This window comes from Streptomyces sp. NPDC107546, from assembly GCF_055639175.1.
Genome location: NZ_JBVKBA010000015.1, coordinates 12992 through 39837, shown reverse-complemented (window position 1 = coordinate 39837; position 26846 = coordinate 12992). Strand labels below are relative to the sequence as shown.

The 26846-nt window shown below is 70.7% G+C and carries 24 protein-coding genes and 1 pseudogene; 9 read left to right on the top strand and 16 right to left on the bottom strand.

Annotated elements, in window-relative coordinates; genetic code table 11:
- Positions 1-755 precede the first annotated feature (755 nt).
- Complete coding sequence (locus tag ACZ7L1_RS22350; RefSeq protein ID WP_471439538.1) at positions 756-1562, top strand: C40 family peptidase; 807 nt, start codon at positions 756-758, stop codon at positions 1560-1562.
- A gap of 85 nt (positions 1563-1647) precedes the next feature.
- Here the strand turns inward: ACZ7L1_RS22350 and ACZ7L1_RS22345 are convergent, their stop codons facing one another.
- Positions 1648-3459, bottom strand: a complete 1812-nt coding sequence (locus ACZ7L1_RS22345) for a hydroxysqualene dehydroxylase (RefSeq protein WP_471439536.1) — start codon at positions 3457-3459, stop codon at positions 1648-1650.
- An 87-nt stretch (positions 3460-3546) separates the two neighbouring features.
- Here ACZ7L1_RS22345 and ACZ7L1_RS22340 point away from each other — a divergent pair, with 87 nt between their 5' ends.
- On the top strand, positions 3547-3672 hold the full coding sequence (locus ACZ7L1_RS22340) for a hypothetical protein (protein WP_471439535.1): 126 nt from the start codon (positions 3547-3549) through the stop codon (positions 3670-3672).
- Positions 3673-3849: 177 nt separating this feature from the next.
- Here the strand turns inward: ACZ7L1_RS22340 and ACZ7L1_RS22335 are convergent, their stop codons facing one another.
- Positions 3850-5139, bottom strand: a complete 1290-nt coding sequence (locus ACZ7L1_RS22335) for a geranylgeranyl reductase family protein (protein WP_471439533.1) — start codon at positions 5137-5139, stop codon at positions 3850-3852.
- A gap of 158 nt (positions 5140-5297) precedes the next feature.
- Between ACZ7L1_RS22335 and ACZ7L1_RS22330 the strand changes: the two genes are divergently transcribed.
- A complete protein-coding gene (locus ACZ7L1_RS22330) occupies positions 5298-5804 on the top strand; it encodes a GNAT family N-acetyltransferase (protein ID WP_471439531.1) in 507 nt (168 codons plus the stop codon).
- A 93-nt stretch (positions 5805-5897) separates the two neighbouring features.
- The gene (locus tag ACZ7L1_RS22325) at positions 5898-6239 is read left to right on the top strand and encodes a PASTA domain-containing protein (protein ID WP_471439530.1); all 342 of its coding nucleotides are present in this window, start codon (positions 5898-5900) and stop codon (positions 6237-6239) included.
- Here the strand turns inward: ACZ7L1_RS22325 and ACZ7L1_RS22320 are convergent.
- The 5 genes from ACZ7L1_RS22320 to ACZ7L1_RS22300 all read right to left on the bottom strand — a co-directional run bounded on the left by ACZ7L1_RS22320 (position 6226) and on the right by ACZ7L1_RS22300 (position 10369).
- Positions 6226-6921 (bottom strand): demethylmenaquinone methyltransferase, encoded by a 696-nt coding sequence (locus ACZ7L1_RS22320; protein ID WP_471439528.1) that lies wholly within the window; start codon positions 6919-6921, stop codon positions 6226-6228. The two genes, ACZ7L1_RS22325 and ACZ7L1_RS22320, sit on opposite strands and share 14 nt — an antisense overlap.
- A 79-nt stretch (positions 6922-7000) precedes the next feature.
- Positions 7001-7450 (bottom strand): imidazolonepropionase-like domain-containing protein, encoded by a 450-nt coding sequence (locus tag ACZ7L1_RS22315; protein ID WP_471439526.1) that lies wholly within the window; start codon positions 7448-7450, stop codon positions 7001-7003.
- 7 nt (positions 7451-7457) lie between these two features.
- Positions 7458-8672, bottom strand: a complete 1215-nt coding sequence (mqnC, locus tag ACZ7L1_RS22310; RefSeq protein ID WP_471439525.1) for a cyclic dehypoxanthinyl futalosine synthase — start codon at positions 8670-8672, stop codon at positions 7458-7460.
- An 89-nt stretch (positions 8673-8761) separates the two neighbouring features.
- Positions 8762-9487: a prepilin peptidase gene (locus tag ACZ7L1_RS22305; protein WP_471439523.1), complete on the bottom strand. Its 726-nt coding sequence runs from the start codon at positions 9485-9487 to the stop codon at positions 8762-8764.
- A gap of 33 nt (positions 9488-9520) precedes the next feature.
- Positions 9521-10369, bottom strand: a complete 849-nt coding sequence (locus tag ACZ7L1_RS22300; RefSeq protein WP_471439521.1) for a menaquinone biosynthetic enzyme MqnA/MqnD family protein — start codon at positions 10367-10369, stop codon at positions 9521-9523.
- A gap of 287 nt (positions 10370-10656) precedes the next feature.
- Between ACZ7L1_RS22300 and ACZ7L1_RS22295 the strand changes: the two genes are divergently transcribed.
- Positions 10657-10860 carry a cold-shock protein gene (locus tag ACZ7L1_RS22295; protein WP_043442843.1) on the top strand — a complete coding sequence of 68 codons (204 nt, stop codon included), beginning with the start codon at positions 10657-10659 and terminating at the stop codon, positions 10858-10860.
- Between the two features lie 142 nt (positions 10861-11002).
- On the opposite strand, the gene ACZ7L1_RS22290 is transcribed toward ACZ7L1_RS22295, so the two are convergent.
- The gene (locus ACZ7L1_RS22290; RefSeq protein ID WP_471439519.1) at positions 11003-11578 is read right to left on the bottom strand and encodes a helix-turn-helix domain-containing protein; all 576 of its coding nucleotides are present in this window, start codon (positions 11576-11578) and stop codon (positions 11003-11005) included.
- Positions 11579-11647: 69 nt separating this feature from the next.
- On the opposite strand from ACZ7L1_RS22290, the gene ACZ7L1_RS22285 reads away from it, so the two are divergent.
- On the top strand, positions 11648-12364 hold the full coding sequence (locus tag ACZ7L1_RS22285; RefSeq protein ID WP_471439517.1) for an AzlC family ABC transporter permease: 717 nt from the start codon (positions 11648-11650) through the stop codon (positions 12362-12364).
- On the top strand, positions 12361-12675 hold the full coding sequence (locus ACZ7L1_RS22280; RefSeq protein WP_471439515.1) for an AzlD domain-containing protein: 315 nt from the start codon (positions 12361-12363) through the stop codon (positions 12673-12675). The genes ACZ7L1_RS22285 and ACZ7L1_RS22280 overlap by 4 nt, the downstream gene beginning before the upstream one ends.
- Positions 12676-12690: 15 nt before the next feature.
- On the opposite strand, the gene ACZ7L1_RS22275 is transcribed toward ACZ7L1_RS22280, so the two are convergent.
- The 3 genes from ACZ7L1_RS22275 to ACZ7L1_RS22265 all read right to left on the bottom strand — a co-directional run bounded on the left by ACZ7L1_RS22275 (position 12691) and on the right by ACZ7L1_RS22265 (position 17062).
- Positions 12691-13896 (bottom strand): cytochrome P450, encoded by a 1206-nt coding sequence (locus ACZ7L1_RS22275; RefSeq protein ID WP_471439514.1) that lies wholly within the window; start codon positions 13894-13896, stop codon positions 12691-12693.
- A 71-nt stretch (positions 13897-13967) separates the two neighbouring features.
- A complete protein-coding gene (locus ACZ7L1_RS22270) occupies positions 13968-14978 on the bottom strand; it encodes a DUF1259 domain-containing protein (RefSeq protein ID WP_471439512.1) in 1011 nt (336 codons plus the stop codon).
- A 146-nt stretch (positions 14979-15124) separates the two neighbouring features.
- Entirely contained in the window at positions 15125-17062 is a 1938-nt protein-coding gene (locus tag ACZ7L1_RS22265; RefSeq protein WP_471439510.1) for an AMP-dependent synthetase/ligase, read from the bottom strand.
- Between the two features lie 346 nt (positions 17063-17408).
- On the opposite strand from ACZ7L1_RS22265, the pseudogene ACZ7L1_RS22260 reads away from it, so the two are divergent.
- Together ACZ7L1_RS22260 and ACZ7L1_RS22255 are read left to right on the top strand one after the other, a co-directional pair.
- Positions 17409-17606, top strand: a pseudogene (locus ACZ7L1_RS22260) (3-oxoacyl-ACP reductase); the annotation flags it as partial.
- The gene (locus tag ACZ7L1_RS22255) at positions 17606-18442 is read left to right on the top strand and encodes a MaoC/PaaZ C-terminal domain-containing protein (RefSeq protein WP_471439738.1); all 837 of its coding nucleotides are present in this window, start codon (positions 17606-17608) and stop codon (positions 18440-18442) included. The pseudogene ACZ7L1_RS22260 and the gene ACZ7L1_RS22255, both read left to right, overlap by 1 nt.
- A gap of 4 nt (positions 18443-18446) precedes the next feature.
- On the opposite strand, the gene ACZ7L1_RS22250 is transcribed toward ACZ7L1_RS22255, so the two are convergent.
- The 5 genes from ACZ7L1_RS22250 to ACZ7L1_RS22230 all read right to left on the bottom strand — a co-directional run bounded on the left by ACZ7L1_RS22250 (position 18447) and on the right by ACZ7L1_RS22230 (position 26840).
- Positions 18447-18734, bottom strand: coding sequence for a hypothetical protein (locus ACZ7L1_RS22250; protein ID WP_471439508.1), 288 nt, complete (start codon positions 18732-18734; stop codon positions 18447-18449).
- Positions 18735-18808: 74 nt separating this feature from the next.
- Positions 18809-24853, bottom strand: a complete 6045-nt coding sequence (locus ACZ7L1_RS22245) for a DNRLRE domain-containing protein (RefSeq protein ID WP_471439506.1) — start codon at positions 24851-24853, stop codon at positions 18809-18811.
- A gap of 327 nt (positions 24854-25180) precedes the next feature.
- Positions 25181-25870 (bottom strand): TetR/AcrR family transcriptional regulator, encoded by a 690-nt coding sequence (locus ACZ7L1_RS22240; protein WP_471439504.1) that lies wholly within the window; start codon positions 25868-25870, stop codon positions 25181-25183.
- A 39-nt stretch (positions 25871-25909) separates the two neighbouring features.
- Complete coding sequence (locus tag ACZ7L1_RS22235; protein ID WP_471439503.1) at positions 25910-26209, bottom strand: DUF4229 domain-containing protein; 300 nt, start codon at positions 26207-26209, stop codon at positions 25910-25912.
- 106 nt (positions 26210-26315) lie between these two features.
- Positions 26316-26840, bottom strand: coding sequence for a GNAT family N-acetyltransferase (locus ACZ7L1_RS22230; RefSeq protein ID WP_471439502.1), 525 nt, complete (start codon positions 26838-26840; stop codon positions 26316-26318).
- Between the last annotated feature and the right edge of the window lie 6 nt (positions 26841-26846).

Below are 26846 nucleotides of genomic sequence, written 5' to 3'. Positions count from 1 at the left end.
TCACATCCGTCCCTCATGTCCCGAGAGCCCCGCTCGCCCCAGCGAAGATCACGGACATGTGAAGCAGGTCACAAGCCCAACTGCCGTGCATCTTATGCCCGCGGGTGTGTGATCTGCGACACGGGGGTCAGCACGTACTTTGTGATCTCCACCACCAGGCGAAGGATCATGAAGTCGGATGAGCGGTGATCTACGTACGCGAAGCAGTCGAGTGATCACCAAGAGGTGACATTTTCACCCGTCTCCGCTGGTAGAGGCAGTCTTGCACTATCAAACGCCAAGCTTTCAAAGCAAATTGGCGCTGGACCAGAACCCTTGGTAAAGGGGCCCGTTCACACTTCAGAGGGAGGAGCGGGGGCGAATGTGGACGTGTGCACGCGTTCACGAGCAGAAGGGCGGCTTCACACGCAGAGGTGCATGCATTCACAAGGGGCAGGGCAGGCGCACGGACCGAGAGCCCCGCTGCGCGCGCGAGACGCCCCGGCGGCAGTGACCGTTCCGTGACCTGTGCCACATCCGTGTGAGGGTTCAATAAAGCGGGCTTGGCCATCCGGCCCAACCAGTGGTAGGCCAGGTGCAATTCGGGACGTAACGACGAAAGCCCATGATCACAGGCTTGATCACCACTGTCCGCTTTGCCCGTTACGGCGTCAATAAAGAATGACACGAGCGGGATTCAGGCCATCGATTGAACAACTGTGGCGCACCACACGTTTCTTGAAGGTATGGAGGAGTCCCTGGTACCGCTTGTCCCCATGTCCCACACCGCTCACATACGCAGCCACCGGAAGCCCCGCAACCGCAGCGCGTCGACCATCGCGATGCGGGCCTCAGTCGCCGGTGGTGTCCTCAGCACCCTGGCCGTGGCCGGAGCCTCGGCGGCATCGGCCGACGCCGCCGAGCCGGTGACCCAGACGCTCGAGTTGCCGACCCTGACGGCCGACGTGGCCACGCAGGTCGCACAGTCCGCGGCGGCCACCCAGCAGGCCGCGGCCAACTACCAGCTGCAGGTCGAGCGTGACGCGGCCGCCGCCAACGCCGCGAAGCAGGCCAAGGCGGACCTCGCGGAGGCCAAGAAGAAGGAGGCCGAGGCCAAGCGGAAGGCCGAGGCGGAGCGCAAGCAGGCGGAGGCCGCCTCGCGCAGCGCTGAGCGCACCGTCCTCGCCGCCGCATCGACCAGCGTCTCGACGGGCTCCTCCACGGCCACCGGTTCGGCCGCGGAGGTCGTCGCCTTCGTCAAGGCGCAGATCGGCAAGGCGTACGTCTCCGGCGCCACCGGTCCTTCGGCATACGACTGCTCCGGCCTGGTGCAGACGGCCTTCAAGCAGGTCGGGATCAACCTGCCGCGGGTCTCCCAGGACCAGTCGACGGCCGGCACCCAGGTCTCGCTGAGCAACCTCCAGCCGGGCGACATCCTCTACTGGGGCGGCGCGGGCAGCGCGTACCACGTGGCGGTGTACGTGGGCGACGGCATGTTCGTCGGCGCGCAGAACCCCTCCAGCGGCGTCGGGGAGCACCCGCTGTCCTACGACCCGCCGTCCGGCGCGGTCCGCGTGCTCTGAGCGAGCCGTCGCGAGCGGTACGGGGACTTCAGGGCCGTCGCCCACGAGGCGGCGGCCCTCCCGGCTCACCCCCGGCCGACCCCGCTCACCCCACGTCGAACGTGTTCGGCAGGCCGAGCCGGTAACGCACCTCGTCGACCCGCTTGAGGGGCTCGAGCTCCGGTGGGCGGTACAGCTCCCAGATCCGGCACCGCTCGGCGTCCGCGCCGTCCGCGTCCAGCAGTGCGTTGACGGCCCTGCGCGCCGACTCGTTGGCGCCCTCCATCGTCGCCAGGTCCACATCCGTCCGGACGTAGTCGCCCGCGAGGAAGAAGTTCGGTACGGCGGTCCTCGCCGAGGGGCGGTTGTAGAGCGTGCCCGTCGGATGGATGAGGAGCGGCTCGCGATTCTGCGGGTCGGGGCCGCCGAGACCGGTCACCGCCGGGTCCATGAACCAGCCGAGGCGGTCCTCGTCCCTGAGCGTGGTCTTCCCGGAGTCGTTGAGTCCGTCCTTCAGCTGCGCCCACAGCTCGGCGACGATCTCCTCCTCGGTGCACTCACGGGCCGTCTTGCCGTACAGGATGCCGGGCTTGTCCCACTCCGAGATGATCGCGGACAGGCAGTCCCGGGCCTGACCGTCGCCGTAGTCCCGCGAGAAGTCCCGTACGTCCCAGAACTGCGCCTGCCCGATCCCGGTCACCGACCAGGGTGAGTCCAGGCAGTTGATGTGCCCGTGGACGACGGGCGTGGGCGTGCGCAGATAGAACTGCACCCCGGTCATCCAGTCCGTCTTGAGCGCGTCGCACCGGGCGAGCCGCGGGTCGGCGGCGCGCAGCGCGGCACCCCAGGTGCGGCGGGCGTGCTCGACGGGCATGGCGGAGACGTAGTGGTCGGCGGTGACGGTGCGCTCGTCGCCGCCGTCGCGCGCGGCGACCCTCACACCGGTGACGCGCCCGCCCGCGTAACCCACCTCACGGACCTCGGTGCCGAGCACGAACTCGACGCCGAGGGAGCGCAGGTGTGCGGCCCAGGGGTCGATCCAGGCCTCGCTGGTCGGGGCGTTGAGGACGCGGTCGATGTCGGCGTCGCCGTCCAGGCCGCGTCCGAGCAGGCCCCAGAGGATGAGGGCCTCGATGATGACGCGGCCGACCGTGCGCGTGGAGGCCACCTCCGCACGCGTGGCGACGAGGTTGCGGGTCTGGCCGATGCCGAGGAGGGTCTGGTACTCCGCGCTCATCTCCCCGGCCCGGATGAACTGCCACCAGGACGTCTTCTCCCACTGGTCCTCGCGGCGGGCGTCGCAGCTGGTGAGGTGGACCAGGAGGCGGTCGGCGAAGTAGGCGGCCTCATGGGCGGGGAGGTGGGTGCCCAGGTCCAGTACGGACAGGATCTGGTCGCGGAGCCAGGACGGGGTGAGGTCGCCGGGGGCCGGCGGGGTGGTGACCCGGCGCAGGGGGAAGTGCAGGTCGGGGCGGCCGGAACTGCGGGCGAACAACTCCTCGGTGCCACTGCGCAGGTTGTCGTGGACGCCGTTCGCGTTGCCGGGGAAGGGGATGCGGCGCATGGTGTCCGGCAGGTTCCGGTAGAAACCGGGGAAGAAGCGGAAGCCGTGCTCGCCGGGCAGGGGCCTCCGGCCACCGCTCCCCGTGCCGGGCACGTCCATGGAGCGGGCCTTGCCGCCGAGGACGTCGTAGTACTCGTAGACGGTGACGGCGTAGCCGCGCTCGGCGAGTTCCTGGGCGGCGCTGAGGCCCGAGACACCGCCGCCCAGCACGGCGACGTGCTTGCGGGTGGCTGCACGGGCGCTGCCGCTCGGCCGTAAGGCGAGCGCGCTCGCCACTCCCCCGGCGCCCGCGAGGAACCGTCTGCGGGTGTGGCCGGTGCTCTCCTGCGGCTGCTGCGCGTGTTCTGTCGTCATGAGTCCCGGAGGGTAGGGAGGGACTCCGGAGGCCGGAAGCCCGATTTCCCGCCGCCACAGCATCCTCACAACAGGGGAGACACAGCGATGCCCGGCGTCTTCGTCCAGGGCAGGCCCGTCGACCCCGCCCGGGACCGGAAGGACGCCCTGCGGCAGGTGGCGGCCCGGCGCCACGAGGTGCTCGCACACCGGGCCGCCAACGTAGAGGGCTGAGCGGCTTATCACAGCCTTCGGCGCCACCTGGATGCGGCGCGGCCCTCGCTCTTGCCCTGTGCCGGTGAGAGGGGGCTGTCAGTGGGAGCGGTGTGCCCACAAGCGCGCCCCGCGTCACGGGTGACCGCGGCCCCTTTCCACGCCCTTGCGGGAGGTGGAAAGGGGGCCGCTTCACGATCAGGAACGCGGAGCCACCTTGCTCAGCCCGTTGATGATGCGGTCCATCGCGTCGCCGCCCGTGGGGTCGGTGAGGTTGGCGAGCATCTTCAGGGTGAACTTCATGAGCACGGGGTGCGTGAGGCCGCGCTGGGTCGCGATCTTCATCACCTTCGGGTTGCCGATCAGCTTCACGAAGGCACGGCCCAGCGTGTAGTAGCCGCCGTAGGTGTCCTTCAGGATCTTCGGATAGTTGTGCAGCGCGAGTTCGCGCTGGCCGGGGGTCGCGCGGGCCAGGGCCTGGACGATGACGTCGGCCGCGATGTGGCCGGACTCCATGGCGTAGGCGATGCCCTCGCCGTTGAAGGGGTTCACCAGGCCGCCCGCGTCGCCGACGAGCAACAGGCCCTTGGTGTAGTGCGGCTGGCGGTTGAAGGCCATGGGGAGGGCGGCGCCGCGGATCGGGCCGGTCATGTTCTCGGGGGTGTAGCCCCAGTCCTCGGGCATCGAGGCGCACCAGGCCTTGAGCACCTCGCGCCAGTCCAGCTCCTTGAAGGACTCCGAGGTGTTCAGCACGCCCAGGCCGACATTGCTCGTCCCGTCGCCCATGCCGAAGATCCAGCCGTAGCCGGGCAGCAGCCGCTCCTGGCCGCCGCGCCGGTCCCACAGCTCCAGCCAGGACTCCAGGTAGTCGTCGTCGTGGCGCGGGGACGTGAAGTACGTACGGACCGCGACGCCCATGGGGCGGTCCTCGCGGCGGTGCAGGCCCATCCCCAGCGACAGCCGCGAGGAATTGCCGTCCGCCGCCACCACGAGCGGCGCGTGGAAGGTGACCTCGCGCTTCTCGTCGCCCAGTTTGGCGTGCACACCGGTGATACGGCCGGTGCGGTCGTCGACGATCGGGGCGCCCACATTGCAGCGCTCGTACAGCCGCGCGCCCGCCTTCTGCGCCTGCCGGGCCAGCTGCTCGTCGAAGTCGTCGCGCTTGCGGACCAGTCCGTAGTCCGGGTAGGAGGCGAGATCCGGCCAGTCGAGCTGGAGCCGCACCCCGCCTCCGATGATGCGCAAACCCTTGTTGCGCAGCCAGCCGGCCTCTTCGGAGATGTCGATGCCCATCGCGACGAGCTGCTTGGTGGCACGCGGCGTCAGGCCGTCACCGCACACCTTCTCGCGCGGGAACGCGGTCTTCTCCAGCAGCAGGACGTCCAGGCCCGCCTTCGCGAGGTAGTACGCGGTGGTGGAACCGGCTGGCCCGGCCCCGACGACGATCACATCGGCGGTGTGTTCGGTAAGGGGCTGGGGCTCGGTCACGGCGGGTTCTCCCCAAGGCTCGACGACGACAACACCAGCGCCTGCGGCAGACAGCGAGAAGGCCACGGGGAAACCGCGGCCGAAACAGCGTGCTGACGGGCACTGGACATGGGCAGTCTATTCAGCGTCAACGACCTCCCGGCTGAAGGGCTGCCCCGATGAACCGAGCTCTCCCCGACGTACGGCTGCGCGTCCCCACCGACGAGGACGCCTTCGCCTGGCACCGGGTGTTCGCCGACCCCGAGGTCATGGAGTTCCACGGCGGCAAGGCCGCCGAGCTGTCCGTCTACGAGGAGCTCACGGCCCGCCAGCGCCGACACGACGCCGAGTACGGCTTCTGTCTGTGGAGCATGCTCGACGGGTCCGGGGAGGTCATCGGCTTCACGGGCGCTCAGCCGTGGCCGCGCGAGTGGGGCCCGAAGGGGGAGATCGAGATCGGCTGGCGGCTCGGGCGGGCGCACTGGGGCAAGGGGTATGTGACGGCGGCCGCCCGGATGACCTTGGAGCGCGTACGTGCGGCGGGCGTGAGCAGCGTGGTCGCCATGGTCGACTCCCGCAACACGCGGTCCATCGCGGTCGCACAGCGGCTGGGGATGCGCCTCGCGGAGACCTTCACGACGCCCGTGTCGCAGCGGCAGGGCCAGTGCTACCGCCTCGATCTGTGACCGAGTGTGATCGACTGTCACAGAAAGACACCTGGCGCTTTCGGGTGGCACCCCCGGCCGGTTACCCTTCCAGTACCGCTGGGGGTGACATCTGTGCCTATACCACCCGAAACACCCGAAGTGCGCGTGCCGCGGCTGATCGGCCTGATGGCGATGGACGCGCGCGAGGCCGCCAAGCGGCAGGGCGTCCTGCTCGCCGCACCCGACCGGCCCGACTTCCACCACACCGTCGTCGACTACGTCGTACGGCAGTACCCGCAGCCGGGCGCCGAGGTGCCGCGCGGTGCCGTCGTCACCGTCTGGTTCGACCTCGGCGAGGGCGAGGGCGGCGGAGGAGCGGGCGTGCGCGAACCGCGCGTGCCGCCACCGCCCAGGGGCGGAATGCAACGCGAGCTGGACGAGCCGGGCGACCCGTACGCGGTCAGTCCTGCTTGAAGCCCCGGTGCAGGGCCACGATCCCGCCGGTGAGGTTCCGCCACGCCACCTGGGACCAGCCCGCCTTGCGCAGCCGCTCGGCGAGGGCCGGCTGGTCGGGCCAGGCGCGGATGGACTCGGCGAGGTAGACGTACGCGTCGGGGCTGGACGACACCGCGCGGGCCACCGGCGGCAGCGCGCGCATCAGGTACTCGGTGTAGACCGTACGGAACGGCGCCCACGTGGGATGCGAGAACTCGCAGATCACGACCCGCCCGCCGGGCTTGGTCACCCGGTACAGCTCGCGCAGCGCCGCGTCCGTGTCCTGCACGTTGCGCAGCCCGAAGGAGATGGTGACGGCGTCGAAGGTGTCGTCCTTGAACGGCAGTTTCGTCGCGTCGCCCGCGGTGAAAGGCATCCAGGGGTGCCGCTTCTTGCCGACCTGGAGCATCCCGAGCGAGAAGTCGCACGGGACGACGTACGCACCGGTCCGCGTGAAGGGGAGCGACGAGGTCGCCGTACCCGCCGCGAGGTCCAGCACCTTCTGTGCGGGCCGCGCGTCGACCGCCTTCGCGACCTCCTTGCGCCACAGCCGCGCCTGCCCGAGTGACAGCACGTCGTTGGTCAGGTCGTACCGTTCCGCCACGTCGTCGAACATCGAGGCGACTTCGTGCGGCTGCTTGTCCAGGGATGCGCGGGTCACGGGGCCATTGTGTCAGGAGGGCCTGAGCCGACCGCGCCCGGCCGGTGCCCACGGCAGGGCGCGTCTTGGACCGGCTCACTCAGCGCCTGCGGTGCACCAGACGGCCCGCGCAGACCGTGGCCAGGCAGGCGCCGGTCTCGTCGAAGACGGCGAGGTCGGCGCGACCGGCCTCGCCGAGCGGGGCTCGCGCGCGGGCGGCCGGGAGGACCAGGACGTCGTTGCGCTCGGCGGCGGCCCGCAGTTCGGGCGTGCCCGCGTGCTCCTCCAGGACGGCCGCCGCGCCCAGCTTCAGCACCGCGTGGACGCGTTCGCGCGGCGTGGGTGCCTGCGGCAGCGGGCCCTGGTGCACGAGCGCGGGGCCGAGGGTGCCGGGCCAGCGGCGTACGCGGGCGCCCGGGAACAGCTTCTGGAGCGCGCAGAGGGTCCCCACCGCGGCGATGCGGGTGCCCTCGACGGCGACGGCTCCGTCCTTGACGGGTTCGGCGTCCCAGGCGACCCGGAGCTCGTCCGCGGCGTGAATCGTCAGCATGCCCGCCCTAGTTGGACGTCAGGAGCTTCAACTCCGGGTGGGCCGTGCCGCCCTCGATGGCCGTGGAGGAGATGTGGGACATCACGCGGTCGTCGACCGGGTCGTCGGCCGGGTCGTCGTGGACCACGAGGTGCTCGTACGTCGTCGACCGCTGGGCCGGGACGCGCCCCGCCTTCCGGATCAGGTCGATGATCTCCATCCGGTTGGAGCGGTGCTTGGCGCCCGCCGAGGAGACGACGTTCTCCTCCAGCATGATCGAGCCCAGGTCGTCGGCGCCGTAGTGCAGGGTCAGCTGGCCGACGTCCTTGCCGGTGGTCAGCCAGGAGCCCTGGATGTGCCGGACGTTGTCGAGGAAGAGGCGGGCGACCGCGATCATCCGCAGGTACTCGAAGACGGTCGCCTGGGTGCGGCCCTTCAGGTGGTTGTTCTCGGGCTGGTAGGTGTACGGGATGAACGCCCGGAAGCCGCCCGTGCGGTCCTGCACGTCCCGGATCATCCGCAGGTGCTCGATGCGCTCGGCGTTGGTCTCGCCCGTGCCCATCAGCATGGTCGAGGTGGACTCCACGCCCAGCCGGTGCGCGGTCTCCATGATCTCCAGCCAGCGCTCGCCGCTCTCCTTCAGTGGCGCGATCGCCTTGCGCGGCCGCTCGGGCAGCAGTTCGGCACCGGCGCCGGCGAAGGAGTCGAGCCCGGCGGCGTGGATGCGGGAGATGGCCTCCTCCACGGACACGCCCGAGATACGGGCCATGTGCTCCACCTCGGACGCCCCCAGGCTGTGGATGACCAGCTGGGGGAACGCCTCCTTGATGGCGCGGAAGTGCCGCTCGTAGTACTCGACGCCGTAGTCGGGGTGGTGGCCGCCCTGGAACATGATCTGGGTGCCGCCGAGTTCGACGGTCTCGGCGCAGCGGCGCAGGATGTCGTCGAGGTCGCGCGTCCAGCCCTTCTCGGTGTCCTTGGGGGCCGCGTAGAAGGCGCAGAACTTGCACGCCGTCACGCACACGTTCGTGTAGTTGATGTTGCGCTCGATGATGTACGTCGCGATGTGCTCGATCCCGGCGTACTTGCGGCGGCGCACGGCGTCGGCGGCGGCGCCCAGCGCGTGCAGCGGCGCCTCGCGGTAGAGGACGAGCGCTTCCTCGGGGGTGATCCGCCCACCGTCGGCGGCACGGTCGAGCACGGCTGTGACATCAATGGACGTGAGGTCGGCCTTCTCGGTCACCGGGCTCCCTTTCGGCGGGGGATGGACGGACACGTAAGGGTCGTGAACGGACCGAACCAGCCTACGCCAGCGCCTTTACGGGCCCGACGTCAGGCCGCGTACGCGCCGATGAGCAGCCCGACGAACGCGCCCGCGATGAGGAACGGCCCGAACGGGATCGTCGTACGCCGTCCGGCGCGCCGGGCGAGGACGAGCCCGAGCCCGTACAGCCCCCCGAACAGGAACCCGGCGAAGGCCCCGAGCACCACGGTGCCCCAGCCGTACCAGCCGAGCACCGCCCCGAGCCCGGGCGCCAGCTTGACGTCCCCGAAGCCGAGGCCGTGCGGGTTGAGGAGGAACAGCAGGAAGTAGGCGCCGCCCAGCACGAGCGCGCCGAGCAGTGCGGTGCGCCACCGTCCCGCGTGCTCGGGCGCCAGCGCTGCCAGCCCCAGCAGTGCGGGGGCGCCGCCGGCCAGCGGCAGGGTCAGGACGTCCGGCAGGCGCTGCACCCGGAAGTCCACGAGGGTCAACAGGACGCCGACAGGGGCGAGCAGCAGCCACACGGCCAGCTCCGGACGCGTGCCGGTGGCGAGCGCGAGCACCGCGCACACCAGCGCGGTGACCGCACCCACGAGCACGGTCCCGGGACCGTACGCCCGCCCGTGCGCACACCGCGCCCGTCCGACCCATCCGCCGATCGGATGCCCGTCCGGGCACCGGTCCCGCCACGGCTGCCCGGGCTCGACGGACAGCCGGTACGCGGCCCGGGGCACCAGCGCGCCGGCCGCCGCACCCCACACCGCGGCACCGACGGCCGCCCAGAGGTCCAGATCCACCCGGACAGCGTAGGGACGGAGCGGACGACTCCCCTACCGTTCGAGCAGCTTCACCCTCACGTCCGCCGGGAAACCGGTCGTCGGGCCGACCCGTCGGGCGAACTCGGCCACGGCCTCCAGCTGTGGGCCCCCGAAGCTGAAGTCGAGCGTCGTGAAGTACCGCTCCAGGACGTCCTCGTCGAAGGCCTCCCAGCGCGCCGCCTGCTCCGCGACCTTGCCGACCTCCTCCAGGGACAGGTTGCGGGAGGCGAGGAAGGCCTCGTGGACCGTGCCGGTGATGAAGGGCTCCCGCTCCAGGTAGTCGCGCCGGGCCGCCCACACCGCGAAGACGAACGGCAGGCCCGTCCACTCCTTCCACAGCGTGCCGAGGTCGTGGACGTCGAGGCCGAAGCGCGGTCCGTCGATGAGGTTGGCGCGCAGGGCGGCGTCGCCAATCAGCACGGCGGCCTCGGCCTCCTGCATCATCAGGCTGAGGTCGGGCGGGCAGGTGTAGTAGTCCGGGGCCACTCCGTACCGCTCGGCGAGCAGCAACTGGGCGAGGCGCACGGAGGTCCGCGAAGTGGAGCCGAGGGCGACCCGGGCGCCGTCCAGCCGGTCCAGCGGGACCTGGGAGACGATCACGCACGACATCACCGGACCGTCGCAGCCGACCGCGATGTCGGGGAAGGCGACCAGGTCGTCGGCGTTCTTGAGGAACTCGACCAGGGTGATCGGACCGATGTCGAGGTCGCCCCGCACGAGCTGCTCGCTGAGCTTCTCGGGTGTGTCCTTGGTCAGCTCGAAGTCGAGGAGGGTGCCGGTTCTCGCGAGCCCCCAGTACAGGGGCAGGCAGTTGAGGAACTGGATGTGGCCGACGCGCGGCCGGGTGCGAGAATTGTCCACATCGCGAGACTAGCCCCCGCCCCGGGCGCAGCCGTCTCCGACCCCCGCTGTCAAGGGCCCCCGGAGCATTCAAACGTACGGGTGACGTGATCTTGACCTCTATTGCTTTTCCCTGCCTGCGTGCTAAGCTCACAGCAAGTTGCAGTTTGGTTTCCTTGCAGTACAGAGCCTGCGGAGCATGTGACCGCGGGCTCTCGTCGTTTTCAGACATATGCAGTTGTGCAGCGGTTCCGTTTTCACACTTGCAGTTCTGGAGCAGGGCAACCCTTTGGGCCCAAGGAGGGCTTATGGCTACCGGAACCGTGAAGTGGTTCAACGCCGAAAAGGGCTTTGGCTTCATCGCCCAGGAAGGCGGCGGCCCGGACGTCTTCGTCCACTACTCCGCGATCAACGCGAACGGCTTCCGTTCCCTCGAGGAGAACCAGCAGGTCTCCTTCGACGTGACGCAGGGCCCGAAGGGCCCGCAGGCGGAGAACGTCACCGCGATCTGAGATCGCTGAAGTCCCTGATCCAGAACTGAGAGCAGTACCCAAGGAGCCCCCCGCCATTCGGCGGCGGGGCTCCTGCCTTTCGGTGAATTCTTCGCGAATTCTCCGGGATGCGCCCGTCTTCCCCGCGAGGGCCGGGGCGCGCTCACAAGTGCTGCATGACGAGCACGAAGGCGCTCCCGGGTGCCAGCGCCTCGTACGAATGGGCGACGTCACCGCGGAACGCCATGTAGTCCCCGGGGCCCAGCTCCACCTCCTCGCCGCGCGGCCCGGCCAGAACCCGCCCCTCACTCACGACCAAGTGCTCCACGCTGCCCGAAATATGGGGTTCCGACACGCGTGCGGCCCCCGGTTCCAGCCGGATGTGATAGAGATCCCGGCGCGCTCCGGGCGGGCTCGCGGACAGCAGGGTCGCCGCGTATCCGGCCTGCTCCGAGTGCACGGTCGGCCCCTGACCCGCGCGGATCACCTGAACGGCCGTGGCCGGCGGTTCGACCAGCGCGCTGAACGGCACGCCGAGGGCGACCCCCAGCGCCCACAGGGTCTCCACGCTGGGATTGCCGCCCGCCGCCTCCAACTGGGACAGCGTGGACTTGGCGATGCCTGCGCGCTTGGCCAGCTCGGAGAGGGAGAGCCCGGCACGCGTGCGCTCACGGCGCAGGGCGGCGGCGATCCAGTCCAGCGGGAGTCGGGGCGGTGGGGCGGCGGTGTCGTAGGTCATCGGCGTTCGCTCCGTCGGTACGTTCGTTCGTCTTGACGGACAGAAAGACTGTTGTCCATTGTAGGAAACATGCGTTCGCTGTTCCGAACACCCGATGTTCTCCCCCTACCGACCACCGTGGACCGGGCCCTGCTCCGGGACATCTCCCTGGTCTGCCTCGCCAGCGGGGTGGTCGGCGTCTCGTTCGGGGCGATCGCGGTCGCGGGCGGGCTGCCGATGTGGGTGCCGGTGGTGATGTCGCTGGTGGTGTACGCGGGCTCCGCTCAGTTCAGCGCGGTGGGGATCCTGCTCGCCGGGGGCGGTCCCGTGGCCGCGGCGGCGACTGGCCTGCTGCTGAACACCCGCACTGCGGCGTTCAGCCTCGCGGTGGCGGACGTCCTGGGGGGCCGGGGGCGCGCGACGCGGTTCCTGGGCGCTCATCTGGTGACCGACGAGACGGCGGCCTTCACCCTCGCCCAGCGGGACCCGGCCCGGCGCCGCGCGGCGTTCTGGATCTCCGGGACCGGGATGTACGTGGTGTGGAACCTGAGCGTGCTCGGCGGGGCCCTCGCCGGGAGCGCGCTCGGCGACACCGACACCTTCGGGCTGGACGCCGCCTTCCCCGCCGTGCTGGCGGCGCTGGTCCTCCCCTCCGTACGGGACGACGCGGGCGTACGGCGGGCGGCGCTGGCCGGCGGCGCGGTGGCCCTCGCGGTGACGCCGTTCGTGCCGGCGGGGCTGCCGGTGCTGCTGGCACTGGCAGGGCTGCTGGCGCTGGGCCGACAGGGCTCGGGGAGGCGGGCATGAGGGCGACGTTCGCCGCGATCGTGGCGCTGGCCGTGGGGACGTACGCCTTCCGGCTGGCGGGTCCGTTGCTGCACGGCCGTGTCGAACTGCCCGACCGCATCCAGCGGTTGCTGTCGGCGGGTGCTGTGGTGCTGCTGGTCGCGCTGCTGGCGACGGGCGCGCTCACCGAGTCGGACGGCTTCGCCGGGTGGGCGCGCCCGGCGGGGGTCCTGGTGGCGGTGGGCCTGGCGTGGCGGCGGGCGCCGTTCGTGGTCGTCGTGCTGGGCGCGGCGGCCACGACGGCGCTGTTGCGGGCGGCCGGGGTGGCCTGACCGCCCGGCCGCGCCTCACCAGGTCACCGGCAGCTCCAGCGGAAAGCGGCGGATCGTTTCGGTGTCCCAGCGGATCTCCTCCGCCGGCACGGCGAGGCGCAGCGTCGGGAACCGTTCGACCAGGCGCCCGATGGCCACCTCCAGCTCCGCCATCGCCAGCGGTACGGCGATGCAGCGGTGGCCGCCCCAGCCGAACGTCATATGGGGCATGGGCGGCCGCTCCGGGTCGATGACGTCCGGGTCGGGGTAGCGCTTCGGGTCGCGGTTCGCCGTCAGATACGACACATGCACGAAGTCGCCCTTGCGGATCCGTACGCCGTCCATCTCGACGTCCTCCAGCGCCACCCGGGGGATGCCGACCCCCTTGCGGAACGGGATGTAGCGGAGCAGCTCGTTGATGACGTCGGTCAGGGACTCCGGCCGGCTCCTCAGGTGCTCCATCAGCTCGGGCCGCGTCAGCAGCAGGTAGCAGATGTCGCTGATCTGGCAGGTGGCGGTGTCCTGCCCGCTGAGCACGAGCGTCAGCGCCATGACCGCCAGTTCCTCGTCGTCGAGGGCGTCGTCGCCGTCCTTGGCCGCGGCCAGCGCGCCGATCAGATCGTTCCCGGGGGTGCGCCGCCGCTGTTCGACCTGCTCCAGGAAGTAGGAGCGCAGCGCGGCCTTGGCGTTCGCGGCGGTCTCGCGGCTGTCCGGCCCGGTCTCCAGCAACTGGTGTGCGTACTCCTGCATCCGCGCCCAGTCCTCGCGGGGGATGCCGAGGACGTCGTAGATGGTCTGCTGTGGGAGCCGGTTGGACAGGTGCTGGACGAGGTCCGCGGGCGGACCCTGCTCCGCCATCTCCTCCAGCAGGGTGTCGGCCAGCCGGACGATCTGCTGCCGCATCCGCTCCACGTGCCCCCGGGCGAAGCCCTGGGACGCCAGGCGGCGCAGGCGGCTGCTGTGCGGCGGGTCCATCACGTTGATGGACTCCGGGGAGACGATGGGCTCCGGGGTCAGGCGCGGATAGTCGTGCCCCATGATCGCCGCCCGGCTGAACCGCTGGTCGGTGGTCACCTGCCGTACGCCCTCGAAGTCGCTGATCAGCCAGGCGGCGCCGTCGCCGTACGGCAGCCGGATACGGGTGATGGAATCGCGGGCCATCAGCTCCGCGAGCGCGGGATCGAACTCCAGACCCTCGCTGAAGTCGAACGGGCACATCGTGGGTTCGGTGCTCTGGGTCATCGCGGGGTTCTCCCTCTTCCACGTGCTCTGTTGGCTCCTGGCCGCACCGGGGGCGCCGGGACGACGTCTCTTCAGCCGGCCGAGGCCGGTGCCGCGTTGGTGGCGTCCACGGCGGCGCGCAGGCCCCGGGCCAGCGTGACGGCGTTCCCGACGGCCCAGAAGTGGGTGAAGAACAGGCGGGGCTCGTCCCTCAGGCCGTGGTTGTGCAGCTCGACGAGTTCCATCCGGGCACGTCTCAGTGCCGCGAGGACGTCCTGGACCTCCCCGGCGACCATCGCCAGGTCGCCGCTGAGCGCCACTCGCCCGGCGCCCAGCGGCTGCCAGTTGAACGCGGTGGTCGACCCCAGACCCGGAGGAAGCACCATGCCGCCCTCGACGATGGTCTCCCTGCGGATGAAGAGGCTCTTGTAGATCCCGTCGTCGTACGTGCCCTTGACGCCCAGCGCGGCGTCGATGGCCGCGGTGTCCAGGGTGTGGCTCGACTTGGCGGGACGCTGCGGGCGCGGGGTGCCGGTGCGGTCGAACGCCGCGCGCAGACCGCGGGCGACGGCCACCGGGTCGTTGCCGTGAGCGTGGACGTGCACCCACCAGACGTGCGGCATGTGGGAGAGCAGGTGCTTGTGGATCGCGGTCACCGCGAGACCCTTTTGGTACAGGACGTCGAGGAACGGCTGCAGCTCCTGCTCGGTGACGACCAGGTCGCCCATCGTCATCGTGCTGCCGTCGGCATAGCGGACGAAGGACACGTGGGAGCCCAGCGCGAGTTCCGGTTTGACGAGGATCCCCTTGGAGATCACCGACAGATCGTGGCGCGGCAGGCCCGTGTGGTACATCAGGTTGCGCTTCATGTCACCGCCCCGGCCCAGCTCCTTGGCCACGTCCGTCCAGTCGGACAGGGTGGTGCGCACCGGCAGGACCGGCGCGTCACCGTGTCCGTGGTCCGCCGCGCCGGACAGGGCACGGGCCGGTGCCTGACGCGCGACGGCCAGCGCCGGCGCCAGGGCGGCTGCCGCGGCCAGCAAGCGCCGCCTGGGCGCAACCGCTCGGCCGTGGGTGTCCTGCTGTGGGTCCTCAGCCATCATGTCCGCCTCCTCGACGCCTCCTCGACCCGATGGAAGCACGGGGAACTGCGGACCGCCGCCAGCACGGCCGCCCCTGCGGCCATGTGGGCTAGTGCTCGATTGCGATCGGGTGAAGCCTTCTGTGGCGGACGTGTGCCGTACGGGCCCTACGGCGCGTACAGCTCCTCCACCTCCCGGGCGAAGTCCCGCATGATCGCCTCGCGGCGCAGCTTCATCGACGGCGTCAGATGTCCGGCCTCCTCGGTGAAGTCCACGGGCAGGACCGCGAAACGGCGGATCGACTCGGGCCGGGAGACGAGTTTGTTGGCCTCGTCCACCGCGCGCTGCAGGACCGCGTCGAGTTCCTCGTCACCCACCAGCAGCTCCGGCGGGACGGGGTGCTTGCCGTTCATCCGGCGCCAGTGGGTGATGCCGTCCACATCGAGCGTGAGGAGGGCGGAGACATAGGGGCGGCCGTCGCCGATGACCAGGCACTGCGAGATCAGGGGGTGGGAGCGCAGCCAGTTCTCCAGCGGCGCGGGCGCCACGTTCTTGCCGCCCGCGGTGATCAGGATCTCCTTCTTCCGGCCCGTGATCGTGAGGTAGCCCTCGTCGTCCAGGCGGCCGATGTCGCCCGTCGGGAACCAGCCGTCGGGGGTCGCCGGGAGCACGCCGCCCGCGTGCGGGTCCCAGTAGCCGCGGAAGACCTGCCCGCCGGACAGCAGCACCTCTCCGTCCGCCGCGATCCGCACCCGGGTGCCGGGCAGCGGCCAGCCCACCGTGCCCAGCCGGGGCTTGAGCGGGGGCGTGACGGTGGCCGCGCCGGTCGACTCCGTCAGGCCGTAGCCCTCGAAGATCTCGATGCCGGCGCCCGCGTAGAAGGCTGCGAGGCGGGTGCCCAGCGGGGAGCCGCCGCTGATGACGTGGCGGAGGCGGCCGCCCAGGGCGCCGCGGATGCGGCGGTAGACGAGCGGGTCGTAGAAGGCGCGTGCCGCCTTCAGGGCGCGGCTCGGGCCGGAGCCGGTGCCGTGCTGCCGGGCCTCCAGCGCCTCGCCGTAGCGGCGGGCCACCGACGTCGCGCGGTCGAACAGCGCTCCCCGGCCGCCGCGCTCGGCCGCCGCCCGGGCGTTGTTGAAGACCTTCTCCAGCATGTACGGGATGACCAGCAGGAAGGTGGGCCGGAAGCTCGCCAGGTCGGCCAGCAGGTCCTCCGCCTTCAGACTGGGCGCGTGCCCGAGCCGTACCCGTGCGCGGATGCAGGCGACCGCGACCATACGGCCGAAGACGTGCGACAGCGGCAGGAACAGCAGCGTCGACGGCTCCTCGCCCGTCCTGGCGTGGAAGACCGGGTGGAGGAGCCGGGTGGCGTTGTCCACCTCCGCCAGGAAGTTGCCGTGGGTCAGCGCACACCCCTTGGGGCGTCCGGTCGTGCCCGAGGTGTAGACGAGGGTGGCGAGGGTGTCCGGGCCGAGCACGCCCCGGCGGACCGTCACCTCCTGGTCGGGGACCGCCGCGCCCAGCTCGGCCAGCCGCTCCACGTGCCCCTTCTCGATCACCCAGGCGTGGCGCAGGTCGGGCAGGCGGTGGCGTTCCGGGCCGATGGCCGCAGCCTGGCCGACCGTCTCCGTGATCAGGGCCACCGCGCCGGAGTCCTGGAGGATCCAGCGGGTCTGGAACACCGAGGAGGTGGGGTAGACGGGGACCGTGACCAGGCCGGCCGCCCAGGCCGCGAAGTCGAGCAGCGTCCACTCGTAGGTCGTGCGCGCCATGATCGCGATCCGGTCGCCCGGCATCAGGCCCTCGAAGATCAGCCCCTTCGCCAGGGCGAGCACCTGGTCGGCGAACTGGGCCGCCGTCACATCCCTCCAGCCGCCGTCCGCGTCCCGGCGGCTGAGCACCCGGTGGCCGGGCGCCTCGCCCGCGTTCTCGAACGGCAGGTCGGCGAGCGAGCCGTGGGTCACCGGCGGCACCAGCGGCGCCACGTAGGCCTCCCGGACCTCCCCGTTCAGCCGCCGGGTCTCCGGCTCCACGAGCACCGGACGGCCGTCGTGGTCGAGGTCGACGGGGGCGGCGGGCACGGGCGCGGACGAGTACGAGATGGGCATGGGCAGCTCCTGGGGCCTGCAGCTACACACTGCTGTGCTGCACAGGTACGCGCGGTGCGCACCGATATGTTCACCTGCGGCAGCGGCTCGCTGTTACCGCCGGTTAGGACCGTGATCGTACGGCGCCGGCGTGGGGACTCTGTGCGGGTTCGGGGATGGTCCGGGGACGGGCCTGTGCAGGCCTCACCCCACGGGTTTGAGGTGCCGTCAGGTCACCGGTGACATAGCCCTACCGCAGGTAACATTACTCGGGAGTAAGCATTGGGGCGAGCAAGGAGCTGCCATGACGACCGACCGTTATCCGCGCTTCGCCGGCACCGCGCCCGGCCGCTTCCCGACCCACCGCCCGGGGTTCGTCGAGGTGAGGACGACGGCCGCGATCCCGCTGTTCATCCGTGAGGCGGGGCGCCGGACGAACTCCCTCGCGCAGGGCGGTCTTCCCGCAGACGTCGCCGAGACCACGGCCTGGCTCGCGCACCCGGCGTCGGGCGCGGTCAACGGGCAGGTCGTTCGCGTCTGCGGCCAGAGCCTGCTGGGGGCGTGATGTCCGTCGTCCTCGCCCGGCCCCCCGCACTCGCGCCGCTCCTGGCCCGCGGCGCCCTGCTGTCCCCCTTCAAACGCCCCCGTCCGGACGCCGGCTTCCCCCGCGACCGGCTCGTCCTGCCCGCCGTGCGCATCGACCTCGCACGGCTCGCGGCGTACGAGCGCGTGTGCGGATTCGCGACCGGCGACGACGCACTGCCGTTGACCTATCCGCACGTGCCGGGCTTCCCGCTGGCCATGCGGCTGATGAGCGGCCGGGGCTTCCCGCTGCCGCTGCTCGGCCTCGTCCACACCTCGATCGAGATCACCCGGTACGGGCCGATGCCGGCCACCGGGGAGTACGAACTCGCCGTGTACATCGGCGAACTGGCGTCACACCGGCGCGGCACCGAGGCCTCGGTGGTGACCGAGGTGCGGGTCGGCGGGGACGTCGTATGGGAGTCGACGAGCACGTATCTGGCCCGGCACCGCACCACGCACCCGGCCGGACCGGCCGGGGACGGCCCCGCGGCGCTGCCCGCGGTCGCCGAGTGGCACCTGGCCGGGGACGTCGGCCGCCGCTACGCCGCCGTCTCCGGCGACCGCAATCCCATCCACGTCCACCCGCTCACCGCCCGCCTGTTCGGCTTCAAGCGACCCATCGCGCACGGCATGTGGACGGTGGCCCGCTGCCTGGCCGCGCACGGCACGCCCCAGCGCACCACGGTGACGGCGCGGTTCAGGGCGCCGGTGCTGCTGCCGGGGACGGTGACGTACGCGGCGGACGGGGAACGCTTCGAGCTGCGCGGTGGTGACCAGGTGCACGTCCAGGGAGAGGTGCGCCCGCTCACCGCGTAGGGCGTCAGGCCACCCAGCCCAGGACGAGGCCGCAGACCAGCGCGAGACCGCCGGCGGCCCAGGTCGGCGCCTCGCGTTCCGTCTTCCAGCGTTCGACCGCGAGCGTGGCGAACACGGCGACGAAGAGCCGGAAGAAACTGTCGGCCGGCGACCCGTCCAGCGCGGTGACGATCTGGCTTGTTCCGAAGCCTACGGCGGTGCAGAGCAGGAGGGGTCTCACCACCTGCTTCTCGGTCACCAGGACCAGGACGGCGATGGTGACCACGACCTGCAGTATTTCGATGACCAGCATGACTTCCTCTCGTGTACAGGGCGGGTGGCGGCCGGGAGTGCACCCGACCGCCACCCGCTCAGTGTTCGTCCGGCTTACTTGCAGCCGTTCTTCTTGCCCCAGTAGGTGTGGGGAATGAATCCCGGGTACGCCCAGGGCCAGTGCAGTTCGAGGCAGTGGTGGACCTTGATGGCCCACTTCGCCTTGCGTTCGATCACGGCGATGTCGATCAGGAGCCAGTCGGCGACGGCGTTCGTGCCCGCTCCGAGGAACGCGGCGATGGTGGCCGCCTTCTGCGCCCACCAGGCGTAGTTCTCGGCGTGCTTCGTCTCGCTCTTGTTGAGCCGGATGCGCACCCCCCACCAGTGCGCCGAGAACTTCAGCTGCCCGGTCAGGTCGAGGTCGTTCACCGGATCGCCCGGGTAGGTGTATGCGTCGGAGTTGCCGCCGTAGACCGGGTCCGTGGTGAGGAAGCGACCGGTGGCCGGGGAGTAGAGGCGGACGCCCATCATGACCACGCTGCTGAGCGTGTCGGACGAGCGCTGGTAGCCGCCGAGCCAGCCGTAGGTACCGCCGACGGTGGTGTCCAGCGCGTTGCCGTACTCGTCGTAGTGCTGGACCGTGCTGGCCCTGCTGGTGTCCAGCGGCTGCTGGACCGTGACGTCACCGTGGATGTCGGTCAGCTGCAGGACCACGTCCCCGCTCGCCGACGTGGTGGCGCCCAGGTCGCCCATGAGGTCCCGGACATTGCGGCTGATGCCGCTGCCGGTCGCGTTCCACGTGGGGCTGTCGCAGCCGCAGCCGTAGTGGTTGGTGACCTTCGTGCTGTCGGTCCAGGTACCGTCCGAACCCTGGGTCTGGGTGATCTGAACGCCGGGCCGGTAGGCGGCGTCGAGGCTCCAGGTGTTGCGGGTGGAGCCGACGGTCTCCGAGTTGACCAGGTCGTTGGTGTAGTACGACAGGGCCGTGCTGCCGCTGGTGGTGGTGCGGCCGAAGGCGTCGTACGCGTAGCCGCCGTTCACCAGGCGGTCGGCCGAGTCGTAGGAGTACGACGTGGTGGCCGTGGTGGCGTCGGCGGTGCTGCTGTCGCAGTCGTCCGACGTCGTCTTCAGCGAGCTGCGGTTGCTGTTGCCGTCGAAGCCGTAGGCACGGCTGGTGCATCCGGTGCCGCTGGTGTCGGTGGCCTGGGTGAGGCGTCCGGCACTGTCGTAGGCGTAGGCGGAGTCGATGCTCGGGCCGTCGGTCTGGGTGTGACCGAGCTGCTGCCCGGTGGCCGAGTACTCGGCCGTGTCGGCGGCGACGCCGGTGCCGTCGGAGGCGGTGTACTCCCGGTCCGTCTGGTTGCCGGCCGTGTCGGTGGTGATGGCCAGGTTGTAACCACCGGGCAGGCTCTCGGACTTGAGGATGCCGTCGGCGTCGTACGTGCCCGTGAAGGTGCCGGCGACCGAGTCGGTCAGGTTCTTCAGGTTGCCCGCCGTGTCGTAGACGTACGTCACGGTGGAGGGCGCCGAGTCGGTGGCCTTCACGGTCCGGTCGAGGACGTCGTAGGCCCTGGTGGTGGTGTTGCCCGCGCCGTCGTTGTAGGTCAGGAGTCGGCCGAGCTGGTCGTAGGTGTAGGCGACGGTCTGGCTGCCCGTGGACCGGGTGGCGATCTGCCCGTTGTTCTGGTCGTAGGTGAGGGTGGTGGCGGGGGTCGCCGTTCCGATGCCGCCGGTGATGGCGCTCTTCACGGTGCGGCCCGCGCTGTCCGTGGTGACAGTGGTGGTGCGGGTCACGCCGTTCGCGGTCTCGGCCTTGGTGGCCGTCTGGCCCCAGCGGCCGTAGGTGTAGGTGGTGGTGACCGCGTCGGTCGGGTTGCTGCCACCGTTGGTGATGGCGGCCGCGGGCGCGGTCTTGCAGAGCAGTCCGGCCCATTCGGGACGGGCGCCGCAGGTGCCCGAGCCGTCCGCGGTGTAGTAGGTGTAGGTCAGGGTGTCCGCGTCGGAGCCGGACGACCCGGCGGTGCGCGTCGAAGCCACCCGGCCGGCGCTGTCGTACGACGTCACCGTGTCCGTGGTGGCGCCGCCCACCGTGGCCTGCTGGCGGCCGGTCGACCAGTCGTAGGTGGTGGTGATGGTGGTGGTGTCGGCGTCCGAGGAGTAGCCGGCCACCATCGCACCGGTCACCGTGGTGGTGACCAGGTCCGAGACCGCCGCACCGGAGGGCCGGTTCTCGTCGTAGGTGTACGACGTGTGGGTCCGGGCCGGAACCACGCTGCCGGCGGCCAACGTGCCGCTGGTGCCCTTGAGTTCGCCGCTCAGGGTGATCCGGTGCAGCGGGCCGGACTGGTCCAGGAGCCGCTTGCCGTCGGTGGAGTACTCCGAGACGGTGGCGAGCTGCCGTGCGCGGTCCGCGGTGGACAGGTCGGTCAGGCCGAGTTCGGCCAGCTCGTCGGCGTCGCCGCCCAGCGCCAGCGCGCGGTTGGCGGCCGTGAGGCTGCTGACCTCGTGGCCGAACCGGTCGTGGTCGGTGGCGGTGATGGAGCCGCCGGGTGTGGCGGAGTTGGTCTCCTCGCCGTCGGCGTTGATGTAGGTGATGGTGGCGCGGCCGTAAGCGGACGACGCGAGGTCGCTGCCGGTGCTGGAGGACGGGACGCTGTCCGCCGGGAAGACGGCGGTGGCGTCCGTCGGTGCCTCCTCCTGGGCCCAGGTGGCGACCGTGTTCGCGTCCATCTGGTTCGGCGCGGAGCTGCCCGACAGCGGCACGTCGTAGACGACCGTGGTGGTCGCCGTGCCCGACGTGGTGCTCGCGCTGCCCTCGGCCAGGGCCGGGCGGGAGGCGCTGAGCAGCATCCCGGAGCCCGCGGTCAGGGCCGAGCCGGCCTTGCCGTAGGTGAAGGTCCACGGCAGCTCACCGGGCTTGGTGAGGGTGGCGACGTGGCCGTCGGCGTCGTAGGTGTACTGCGTCTTCAGCACGGGGCTGATGCGCGGGTCCCAGACCTGACGGAGCCTGCCGGAGGAGTCGTACGCGTAGTCGGTGACGGTCTCGGCGGTGGCGGCCGAGGCACCCGGGTCGGTGGCCCACAGCTTGATCGCCTTGACCTGGCCCGCGTAGTCGCCGAACGACGAGCCGGTGGCCGTGGTGGTGTCGGCATAGACGAACTCCAGGACCCGGCAGCCCTTGGTGGACGGGGCGGTCTGGCAGGTGGTCGCGCCGACCCCGGTCGTCGGGGAGATCACGTACTTCGGGCGGGCCAGGGTCTGGCTGCCGGAGGTGACGGTCTCCGAGACGGTCGTGACGGTCGAGTCGCTCACCGGGGTGGCGGAGGAGGACAGCGTCCAGGTCGGCGTGGCGGGCGCCGCCTTCGCGAACACGGTGGTGTTGGCGTCGGTGTCGGTGAGCGTGAACCGCGTGCCGGACAGCGTGCCCACCAGGGTCAGGCCATCGGCGTCGGTCTCCGGCTGCCAGCCGCCCGAGCTGGTCGCGGTGAAGGCGACCGAGCTGCCGTCCGCCCTGAGCACTTCCACCGAGGTGGCGGAGGTCTGGCGGATCTGCGTGAAGTCGCTGTCGACGGCGACGGCGGAGGTCCATCCGGGGCCGAAGATCTGCGCCTGGCCCTCACTGTCGTTGGCGTTGGCGCGCGAGGAATAGGTGCGCTCCACGTCGGCCATGAACGCCGAGGCGTCGGTGGCCGACAGGGTGTAGTCGCCGGTGAGTTCGTTCACCGTGCCGGGGCCGACCTCGGCGCTCGGGGCGGTGCCGGCGTCGCGGTCGAGGGTGACGTCGACGGTCTGCGAGTGTCCGGTGCTGATGCCGTCGGTGAACTCGGCCCGCAGCTGGATCACACCGTCCTCGGCCAGCGAGTTGACGGTGTTCCACACCAGTTTGGTCGCGGTGCCGTCGGTGACGGAGACCGGCCAGGAGGACACGGCGTTGCCGGAAGCGGTGACGTCACCCACGGGCACGGTGTGCCAGCTGTCGGTCTCGCCGCGCCGGTACTGCCAGGTGACCCCGGTGTAGAAGGTCATGCCCTTCGCCGACAGGGTCAGCCGGCGGGCGGTGGTGTCGCCGTCCTGCGGGGCGAGGATCGCCGCGCCGTCCGCACCCACGCCGAACGAGTACTTGGTGGTGGCGGTGGAGAGGTTGCCGCCGGAGTCGATCGTGCGGGCGTAGAGCGTGTGCCAGCCGCCGGCGGGGTCGATGGAGACGGTGAGCGCGTCACCGCCGTTGCCGTCGGTGGTGTCCAGCTTCTTGTTCGGCAGGGTGCTGTCGTCCAGACCCCAGTAGTAGCCGGCGCCGTCCGACGAGGAGGTGTCGAGCGTGCAGGAGACGGCGGAGTCCGCCTTGGCCGTCCAGCCGTTCTCGACGTACGTGGCGCAGGAGACGGTCGGGGCGGCGGGCGCGGCCGTGTTCAGCACGAACGTCGTGTAGCCCGACCAGGAGCCGTAGTCGGTGCCGTCGTAGGCGCGGACCCGGTAGCGCAGGTGGGTGCCCGCCGGGAGGGCCGAGGCGGACGGGATCGTCAGCTTGGCCGTCGAGCCGGAGGCCACCGACGAGGACGTGCCGGTGTACGAGTAGGTGGTGTCCGCGTACGCCGGATCCGCCGTGACCTCGAACTGGGCCTCGGTGCTGGACCCGTCCGGGTCGGTCACCTTCGCCGACAGGCTCGGCGTGAGGGAGGTGACGTACCGGTTGCCGTTGTAGGCGTTGACCTGCGAGGGGGAGATCGCCAGCGAACCGGGCACGGACGGGTAGGAGTTGTAGGTCACCACCAGCTTCGGCGCGTACCCGGCGGTGGTGTAGTTCGCCGAGCGGAAGCGCCGCCAGGTGGTGGAGTCGGTCTCGTCCGCGCTGCGGATCTGCAGGCCGTAGTTGGCGGAGCCGTCGGCCCACGCCTGCACGATGCTCTGCAGATTCCAGTTCGACCAGTTCGCCGGGCAGGACGAGGAGTAGCCCCAGTGGCCGGTGTTGTTCGCCGCGCCGGTCGTGGTGGTCGACGGCTGCGAGCCCCAGGTGATCGACGTCGACGACCAGGTGGAGGTGATCCGGCGGGCCTGGGTGGCGGCGCCGGAGGTGGAGCAGGTCGCCGAGTAGTAGTTGTACAGCGACATCGTGGCCGCGGTGATGTGCTTGCCCTTGAACGCCGACACGTCGAACTTCAGGTACGAGTGCGCCACGTCCGTGCCGGAGTCGTACGTACCCGACTTCAGCTCCTGCGAGGAGATCTGCGAGTCGGTGTAGTCCGGGTTCTGCACCCAGGTGTCGGTGGTGACCGCGAGCGTGGTGGTCGGGTCGACGGTCACCGGGTAGGTCGCGGTGGCCAGGAAGTGCTTGTCCGGGGTGAGCACCAGCGTCTGCGAGCCGTCGGACGCGGTCTCGATCCTGGTCGCGACCCGCTTCTGGTGGGCGGACTCGCCGGACGCCGCGTCCTTGCTGGAGTCCCACATCATCGGCGCCGGCGCCTCGGCGACCAGCTTGCCGCTCGTGTCCTTGAGCAGCAGGTGGCCGGAGCGGGCCTGGGACAGCTTCAGTCCGTCCAGGTCCAGCGGAATGCGGTACTGAGCGGGACCCTCCGGCTGCTGATTGAGTGTCAGGTTCTCCGAGAAGCCCTGCGCCAGCGCGGTGACCGACAGGGTCTGCCCGCCGCCCAGGTCGTAGGACGCGGTGCTGCTCTTCACCTTCGGCGCGGGCAGCTTGTCCTCCCAGCCCAGCCCGAAGGACGCCTTGCCCTTGGTCACCGACGCCAACTGCTTGTCCCCGCCGTCGGACACCGCGATGTCCGCCGCCGCGGCGTCCGGCGTGAGATCGGCGCCGGTGTCGGACAGCGAGGTGTCGATGTCCCTCCACCGCCCGTCCTGCTTCACCCGGACCGGTCCGGCGTACGTCTCCGTCTGCAGTTCCCCGGTGGGCAGGGCGTACGTCGTCGTGTCCGTCGTGCGTGCCGACAGCACCTCGATCTTCCGCTTCTGCGTCCGGGCCGTCAGCAGGGCCGACGCCACCGAGTCCGCCGACGAGGCGGCCGACTTGGGCTTCGACGCCGTGACCGCCTCCCTCGGTCCGGAATCGGTCGCGAAGGCCGCCCCCGTGCCCAGTGACACCAGCGCCGCCTCCGCCGCCAGCACCGCGGCCACCGCGAGGGCGGTCCGTCTGAGGCGGTTCACTCTGCGTGGCGACCCCACCCGCCACAGGTTGTGTCTCTTCAACACCCCTCCAACAACCGGTCAGGGATGCGGACGCACCCCCGAGTGGGGAGTGAGAAAAGGGGAGTCAGTTGTCATCCAGGTGAACGAGACTCCGCTGACCAGGGCGAATCCGTCCTCAGGTTTCGCTCAAGTCCCTTGTTCACAAGAGACTTGACCTGTTCATGACCCGCCGAACTGTGAGTCGCTCAGGCAATCGCCGTAGGCAATCCGGACAAGCGGTAACCGATCAGGCACCGATTTCTTACGCGGTCCCCGCGGAAATCACACGAAACCCGAGTCGATCCTTTACGAAACCGTGATCGGTGGTGTCCAGGGCCGCCCTTCCATCAGGTTGCCCAGACCCGCCCACGCGAAGTTCATCAGGGTCGACGCGGCCTGCCGGGCAGAGACACCGGGGGTGACGTTGGCCCAGGCGGCGAGCGACTCGGCGGCCCCGACCAGGGCCTCGGCGAGCCCGGCGACCTCGTGTTCTGGCAGGTCGGGGTCGTGGTGATCCCCCAAGCTCTCAACTCCGTTCGAGCAGGGGGTCCCCCCGTCACGGGCCGCGACGGCGATGAGCCGGGTGACGAACGCGACGATCTCCTCGCGCATCGCGGTCACCTCGGCGGCGAAGGGTTCACCGTGCGTACGGGCCTGGAGGTGCAGGATGGCCCAGCCGTCCGGGTTCCGCGCGGTGTGCGTGAAGAAGGCCTGGAGCCCTTCCCAGAGCTGGCGGTCGGCGCCGGTCCCGGGCCGGACGCCGGAGCGGACCGCCTCGACGAGGGCGGCGGCCTCGCGGCGGATGCAGGCGCTGAAGAGGGATTCCTTGGAGTTCAGGTACAGGTACACCAACGGCTTGGACACACCGGCGAGTTCGGCGATCTCGTCCATCGAGGCGGCCATGTAGCCACGCTGCCCGAAGGTCTTCACGGCGGCGTCGAGCATCTGCTGCTCGCGCACGGCCCGCGGCATCCGCTTGTTCTTCACGGAACCCATGCGGGCAAGACTACGGTCAGCCCGCTGTGACACAGGCTTTCAGGAAGTCTGCCCCTGCGTCCGTGCCGTGTCGTCGGCCACGTCCTCCTGGCTGCGGTTCGCCTCGAGGTTCGCCTTCATACGGTCCACCCGCTGCACGATCTGCACCGACGCCCGGTCCCGCTCCTTGCGCAGCACCACGAAGCTGATCGGCGCCGAGATCACCAGGGCCAGCAGGATGATCCACAGGCCGTTGGAGTCGCCGAGGCCGCGCGGGGCGACACCCGAGTAGACGAGGCCCCAGACGACCACGAGGCAGCCCGCGAGGATACCGAGGCGCATCAGCGTGTATCGGAGCATCTCAATCCACTCTTCCGTTCCGATCCGTTCCGAATGTTCCCAAAGGGCACCGTCCAGTGAAGCACGCCGGGGGCCCGATCTTGCAGCGGGGTGCGCGCGACCCTGCTCACCCCAGCGGCAGCAGCATGGTGATGTCGTCTCGGTCGTCCCCGGGGGCCACCCGGATCGCCCCGGGAACCCGGCCGACCTCCTTGTAGCCGCAGGAGCCGTAGAACCGCTCCAGGCCGAGGCCGCCGCGGCAGGTGAGCCGTATCGCCTCTATGCCCTTCAGGCCGCGGGCCGCGTCCGCGGCGACGGCCAGCAGATCACGGCCGTAGCCCTTGCCCTGGTGCCGCGGGTGGACCATGACCGTGTAGAGCCAGATCGAGTGGGTCATCAGGCGGTGCGTGTTGAAGGTGAGGAACGCGGTCGCGGCCACCCGGCCGTCCCCGTCCCGCCCGACGAGCAGCCGGCTGCGCCCCTCGCTCATGGCCACCAGGTGCTTCAGCAGCTCGGGGCGTATCGCGTCCGGGGCGACCGGCGCCACGAACCCCACGGCTCCCCCGGCGTTGGTCACATCGACCCAGAGGTCGAGGATCCCGTCGCGGAGGGCAGGGGTCATGGCGGGGTCGAGCGTGAAATCGAGAGCCACCGGCCG